Origin of the sequence: Lactiplantibacillus fabifermentans DSM 21115, from assembly GCF_000498955.2 — a bacterium.
GTDB classification, from domain to species: Bacteria; Bacillota; Bacilli; order Lactobacillales; family Lactobacillaceae; genus Lactiplantibacillus; species Lactiplantibacillus fabifermentans.
This window is the reverse complement of record NZ_AYGX02000067.1, coordinates 1-6,974: the sequence shown is the minus strand read 5'-3', so window position 1 is coordinate 6,974 and position 6,974 is coordinate 1. Positions and strand designations below refer to the sequence as shown.

Annotated in this window: 3 protein-coding genes; all 3 read right to left on the bottom strand. The window is 43.6% G+C overall.

Features of this window, described 5'->3' with window-relative positions; all coding sequences use genetic code 11:
- Positions 1 to 117: 117 nt before the first annotated feature.
- The 3 genes from DY78_RS05515 to DY78_RS05505 are packed head-to-tail and all read right to left on the bottom strand — an operon-like array spanning position 118 to position 5,449.
- Positions 118 to 1,881, bottom strand: a complete 1,764-nt coding sequence (locus tag DY78_RS05515) for an ABC transporter ATP-binding protein (protein ID WP_024625509.1) — start codon at positions 1,879 to 1,881, stop codon at positions 118 to 120.
- Positions 1,853 to 3,430, bottom strand: coding sequence for a glycosyltransferase (locus DY78_RS05510; protein ID WP_024625508.1), 1,578 nt, complete (start codon positions 3,428 to 3,430; stop codon positions 1,853 to 1,855). The genes DY78_RS05515 and DY78_RS05510 overlap by 29 nt, the downstream gene beginning before the upstream one ends.
- A gap of 21 nt (positions 3,431 to 3,451) precedes the next feature.
- On the bottom strand, positions 3,452 to 5,449 hold the full coding sequence (locus tag DY78_RS05505) for an ABC transporter ATP-binding protein/permease (protein ID WP_033614224.1): 1,998 nt from the start codon (positions 5,447 to 5,449) through the stop codon (positions 3,452 to 3,454).
- Positions 5,450 to 6,974: the final 1,525 nt, after the last annotated feature.

The following is a 6,974-nucleotide window of genomic DNA, read 5'->3' as shown; positions in this document are numbered from 1 at the left end:
CAGGTTATGCTGAACAATTTGTCCAAAAATTCGGATTAAATTTGCAATCTACCTCATGACTATTTTATTAATACGATAGCGTTAATAGCTGCGGCTAAAACTCGTTTTAAGCGTTTTTTAGCCGTGTTGGTATTGCAACCGGTAAAAGTCGCGATAACGCGCGTGACTGGCTAATAACGTCGCGTGGTCGCCATCACCAGTAATCTCGCCATCTTCCATGAATAAGATTCGTGGATAAGCTTCAATCTGGTTCAAACGATGGACGATCGTAATCGACGTCAAGTTAGCTGGCAAGGTCGCCAACAGTTGGGTGACCTTTTCTTGGTTTTGGTTATCCAAGCTCGCAGTCGCTTCGTCTAAAATTAGCAATGACGGTTCGCGAACTAAGGCGCGCACAATCGCCAACCGTTGGCGTTGACCGCCCGAAACGTTCAAGCCGCGTTCACCAACATCGGTGTCTAAGCCATCGGAGAGACTCGCTAACCAGTCACTGAGGCCCACTTGTCCTAATAGTTCAACCAAGCGGTCATCGGTGACGGCTACTGGTGAACCAAGTAACAAGTTGTCCCGCATCGTGCCCGGCATTAAGTCCACTTCTTGACTCACATAGCCAATTTGGTCACGTAGCGCCGGTACCGCATAACTGGCAACCGGTGCGCCATTGACGTCTAAAGTTCCGGCCGTGGGCGCATAGTAACTTTCTAACAAGGAAACTAAGGTGGTCTTCCCACTCCCACTTTCACCAATCAAGGCAATCCGTTCGCCGCGGTGAATATCTAAGTTAATATCTTTTAAAACCGGCTGATCCGCTTCATAACCGAAGTCGACGTGGTCAAAGTTAATCGTATCAATGCTATCTAAACCGACACCGTCTAAGCGTTTGTCTTCAACGGGCGTATCTAAGATGTCATCAATCCGTTCAGTGGCCCCGACCGTTTGTTGTACCGCCGTAACTAAGCCGGTCACACTACTCAATGGCGAAATCATTTGGACCGCGTACATTAAGAACGCGACTAAGCTCCCAATCGTCAAGGCGTTGGTTTGGACTAAAATCCCACCGTACACGATGATGATAAAGATGGCCGCTAATAAGATAATGTTTAAAATCGGGTTCAAAAATGAGATTAACTTGATTTGGCTAATGCTAAAACCTTTAATCCGGTTAACTTGGTCATTCCCTTGTGATTTCAAGCGTTTTTCAGCAACCATCGCTTTGACTAAGCGATTTTGTGAAATCATTTGAACGGCGGCACTATTCAAGTTGGCCGTTTCTTTTTGAATCGCTTTAGAAATTCGGGCTAACACTTGCCCCATCGGAATAATGATGACTGCCATAATTGGCACGATGATCAAAATAATAATCGTTAATTTTAAGTTCAACATCAACATTAAGATTAAGGAGCCGATAATGGAAATCAACCCGTTGATGGCATTCGAAAATTGACTAGAAATCAATTCAAAAATCGTCGACGTATCATTGACCACCCGACTGGAGAGTTCCCCGGTCCGGTTATGGTCAAAATATGGAATCGGTAAATCCACAATATGGTCCCATAAGGTACTCCGTAATTTGGAAACCGCATCGACTCCAGTATAGCTGAGCAAGAAACTCGAGCTGACACTGGCAAGTAATTGCAAGACAATCACAATTGACAATTTAACGAGCAGTTGCCCGGAATTACCGTGATTAAACGCATCGATAAATTCCTTTAACATCAAGGTAATTGACAAACTACAAATCGTCGCCACAAATGACAAGAGAATCCCAAGAATAAAGAGGCCCTTTTTCGGTTCAGCATTCGTCGTAATTAAACGGAGTAAGTCGCGCGTCCCGTATTTTTTAGGTCGCGGCTTAGCTGATGTTGCCGAGTTGGTCGTCATAAGCTTGTTCCCCCCTCATTGCTTGGATATCTGGTTGGATGACCAGATCATTCCATTTTTGCCAAATCATCGTTTCCGAGAATTTAGCACTATTGGCATACGCCGATTCGCTCATTTGGGCGAGCTTGGTTGGATTTTGCAGCAAGCGTAAAATCACGCGACCGAGTTCCACTAAGTTATTCGGTTCAACTAAACAACCATTTTGATCATTGGTAATCATTTCTGATGGGCCATACTTAATATCGTAAGCCACCACAGGGACCCCGTGGCTGAGGCCTTCGAGGATGCCCAAGTTAAAGCCTTCATAACGACTCGTTAAAACCATCAATTGAGCATCGTTATAAATCGGTGCCAAATCATGTTTGAACCCTTGGAACTTAATAAAGGTTTGCCACTGTTGGGAGTTCACGAGTGACCGTAGCCGTTTTTCTTCTTTGAAGCCAGTCCATGAATCTCCATAACCATAAATATCTAACGTCACTTCAGGCACTTTTTCATGCACATAGGCGACCGCTTTGATTAATTGGTCGAGTTGTTTTTCTTCTGACAAGCGGGCAATCGCCACAATTTTACCGGTCGTTCGTAAATTAAAGTCGACTGGTTTGACGGCTAACTGTTCGTCACTGACACTGCCGACCGGAATCGCCAATGTCTTAACCACGTTATGAATATGATTCGTCATATCATCGGCTTCGCCTTGAGTGGACATGATGAACCCACTCATCTGGTCAGCGTGATCTAACCCAATCTGGGTAAATGGCACGATTGGTGAATTAACGACGTCCAAGGGGTCTAACGTGAAGTTGCTGTGCAAGAATTCATACTTGCGTGCCACCGTCTTCATATCGACGATGGGATTCATTCCGGCATCGCTACGGTCCACAATCATCGTCCCGTGCCCGCCAAACTCTTTATTCAGTTCGTCCAAGAAAAAGGCCGTTAATTGGTCCCAATCCTCAAATTCATAGTCCGCACCATGGTAATTGACGAGCCGTTGATGCGTCGCAACCGGTTGATTTTGGGCGTTCGGCCGAAAATACGTTTCTAAGACCGGATGACCATGCAAATTCAGATGTTGTTCCAACACAATATTTTGATTGACGTCAAAGTATTGCGCCACGGTCAAATAGCCACGGGTATCGTAATAGTCACGCCGGCTGACGGCCCCTTGCGGATTAAGAATATCAACATAGTCGACTTCGCCGCGACCATTTAACACAATCGCTTTTTGGCGAATGTCGCGCTGCACCACGTCGAATTCATTTTTGCTAATAAGTTCAAGCGTTTCCCCATTGACGCGCGGATAGTTGGCAGCCGTTAATGGTTGGCCTTCGTAATCCGTCGTCCCCTGAAAAAAGTCGTACATATTGACTTGAAACTCATCATCTAAGCCAATGATGTGCATATTACGATGCATATCACGCACAAAGTTACGGGTAACAATCAGTGACGGCACCCGGTGCTTCGTAAATAATTGCTGGCGTTGAATCATGGCTAATTCAATCGCCGACGGTAGCGAGTCAATTTTACTCGTAATGAAAAAATACATGCTGATTCCCCTCACTTCTAACTATTCGTGTGACAAGCTTTCAACTGGGTCTAAGCGGGCAGCCATGTGCGCTGGTGCTAAGGCCGCTAATAAACTAATCACAATCGAGACGGTCATCCCGCCAACCATGGCCATTGGTGAAATCCGGACGATTGGATACTTGATCAAGCTCCAAATGGCCGTATTCCCCAATAATTGCCAACCTTGACCGAAGATAATCCCCACGATGGCAGCTAAGACCCCAATCGTTAACGCTTCGGCAAAGAATAAGTGACTAATATCCCGTTTCCGGGCACCCAATGCCCGTAAGACCCCGATTTCACGCGTCCGTTCCGAAACTGAAACGTATAAGACAACGATAATCATGATGGCCGAAACTAATAACGCAATCCCGGCAACCCCGGTCAAGACGTTCGTTGCTAAGCGAATGTACGTATTCAATGAATCGATTAAGTCACCAATCCCGGTATAGTTGAACATTTGCTTCTTCTTATCAGTCTTAATGGCTTTGATTTGCTTTTCAACATTTTTAACATGGGCTAACTTGTCGATTTGGACAATCCCAAAGTTTGGTCGATAAACAACTTTTTTCGTGTTGAGCATTGCTTTGACGGTACTTGGTAAAACAATCACATTCGTATCGTCACTGTTCGTAATCCCACTAACTTTAAGCTTCTTTTGAACGGTGACCGACTTGTTGTTCTTATCAACTGCGGCCATTTTAACACTGACCGTCTTGCCCAAGGCTTGTTTATACTTCTTGTTCCCCATCATCTTTTTAGCAAGTTTGCGCCCAATCAAGACCTGATTCTTTTGCGGCCGCGTCCCTTGTTTGATAGTTTTGCTTAAAATCGTTGGGTTATCGGTTTGTAAAGTTGATGACACCGATTGCTTCTTATAGTTGGCTTTCACACCTGAAGCATAGTAACCGAGCTTAGTCGTCTTCACATGTTTGATTGCTGACAATTGCTTGGCTTCTTTTGTCGTGACTTGGGCTGCCTTAGCCGCCGCAATTTGTTCTTTATTGACCGCAGTCTTGTATTCCGCAGCCGTCTTGGCATTATTACGATCTTTGGTGCTGACCTTGGTCGTCTTCTTAGATACTTGAACGGCCGTTGGGTTAACTTGGGACGTGATTTGGTGATTCATGTAGTTTTGAATCCCCGACCCGAGCCCCAGCATGACGACAATACTACTGATCCCAATCGATGACCCGAAAATGATCAGTAAGTAACGTAACCACATGCGCTTCATATGTTGCATGGACATCTTGAACATTTGACGAAAGCCTAAGGTCCGATACTTCGTCGGTTCTTTTTCCACTTCGTCGAATGGTGCCCCAATGACCAATTCATCATGAATTTGCCCATCGTCTAAATGCACGATACGCGTCCCGTAATCCGCCACTTCTTGTGAGTGGGTGACGGTAATTACTAACTTACCTTCGGCGGCGATGGAGTATAAAATATCCATGACTTCCAAAGTGTTTTGACTATCCAAGGCCCCAGTTGGTTCATCGGCAATGATGATGTCCGGGTCACTAGCCAACGCCCGCGCAATGGCGACCCGTTGTTTTTGACCCCCGGATAGTTCGTTTGGGAATTGATGAGCTTGTTCTGCCAAGCCGACCCGCTTCAATAAACCGGTTGCAGTTTTGACTTGCTCAGCATGTGATTCCCGCGTCATCTTCAATGAAAGCATGACGTTATCTAGGACATTTAAGTAACTAACTAAGTTGAAGTTTTGGAAAATAAACCCAACTGTTTCACGGCGATACTTATCCAAGCGTTTTTCGTGCATGCTCCGGATAGATTCGCCTTCCAACAAAACATCCCCGTCATATTGATGGTCCAACCCACCAATGATATTCATTAAAGTCGACTTCCCACCACCGGATTCACCTAAGATAGAAATGAACTCCCCACGATCAAAGTTCAAGTTAATCCCTTTCAAAATCACGTTTTCATGATGATTTAAGGTGTAGGCTTTACGAATATTATGTAATTCTAAAAAGCTCATACTTGTACCCTCCCAAATATCTATTTTCAGAGTGCGCCCCATGATGCAATTCCTCTGTAATTACCATGCGATTTTTAGTTAATGATGTAAAGGGTTATCGAATACCGGCAGTAATGATTCATAGTATATAAAAAAATAATGATATTTATTGATATCATTACTTGTTGGTGTATGCAATTGCCCGAAAAGCAGTTATTTATTCAGTAAAACGTTTTTGTGATTGACTACTGATATTAATATAATCATCAGTTATTTCAAAAAGCTCCGCTTCGTTACTAACCAAAAAACAGCATCGCCTAATCCAGTTACAAATACGAGTCCCAGCCCAACTTATTGTACCCATGGCCAATTTTGGGTAACGGTCACAACTTGGTACCCGCCCCCAAACATAATCAACCCAATTAAAATGATAATACTTGCAATCATATTCAAGACTTTCAGATTCGACCAACTTTCGTATTAATAGTTTTATTCTAACAAAAAAGTGACTTACTTCAGGTAATTCTGACACGGTTAATTGCCAGTCAACATCCTTTTTTCCATAGTGATGTCACGTAGAACATATGGTGCTTAATTCATATGTGGGTTACAAAATCATGTCATTTTCAGAATAGCAATTGCTTATAAATCATTATGCCATATGCTCAATGTATAAGTAATCACTCAAACGTATTGCGCTGTTAGTAAACCGCGTCACATCGTACTAAAATGGACGTTTCCATACATTGGTGAATCTATAACTAACGACTCACTATCCGTCATATTAAATTGCAACTTTGAAAGGACTTCCTAGAATCAACTTACGCACAACTAGCATATCCGACACATCCAATCACTGATAAACTAATTGATCACTACGTTGCGGTTATCGCGTTTTCTGATGGCAAAATCCATTTAATTGTGAGTCACCAATATTGGAAAAGGCTCACTAAACCGCGTCTTCTAGCTACCTTAGTATTAGCACCCATTCAGCCGCCAGTCAGCCGTAATGGAAGTGGCCGTGAAAGTGGCGTTAGCTCGCGTTTTTGGCGAACTTACACCACCGACGCCTTTTGAGACTTGATTTTTAGGCTCAGAAGCGAGGGCCAAGACCGCACCTCAGGCTTGGACCGGTCGCCACGGCCGCTGGAATTACGGCTGACTGGCGGCGGCAATAAGAAGTCGACGTCGCTTGAATGTTGGGGTTTAGACACAAAAAAATACCCCTGACGACGGGATTCAAAACAATTCGGCACCGTTGCCGGCATCGAAAAGTTTCAAATCTGTCATCAGAGGTATTCAACCTTATTTTAGTAAGGTATTAAAGTCTTATTTGTTAAGGCGTGAAGTTAACTTTTCAGTTAATTCTTCGTAACCTGGTTTGCCAAGTAAAGCGAACATGTTGTTCTTGTTTATAACCAAAATTTATAATTTTTACTTACTGCAGAATGCTTTTTTAACACCGATATTTCAACTTTCGGAATTTTATGTCTTGGTAGATTGTAAAATTAATCCGAACGCTGTTCGGACAAAAAAGATCAGCTTC

What these genes read in the sequence shown, in the direction of transcription:
- DY78_RS05515 (WP_024625509.1), bottom strand. Translation starts at nt 1,881, where the DNA reads ATGACGACCAACTCGGCAACATCAGCTAAGCCGCGACCTAAAAAATAC.
- DY78_RS05510 (WP_024625508.1), bottom strand. Translation starts at nt 3,430, where the DNA reads ATGTATTTTTTCATTACGAGTAAAATTGACTCGCTACCGTCGGCGATT.
- DY78_RS05505 (WP_033614224.1), bottom strand. Translation starts at nt 5,449, where the DNA reads ATGAGCTTTTTAGAATTACATAATATTCGTAAAGCCTACACCTTAAAT.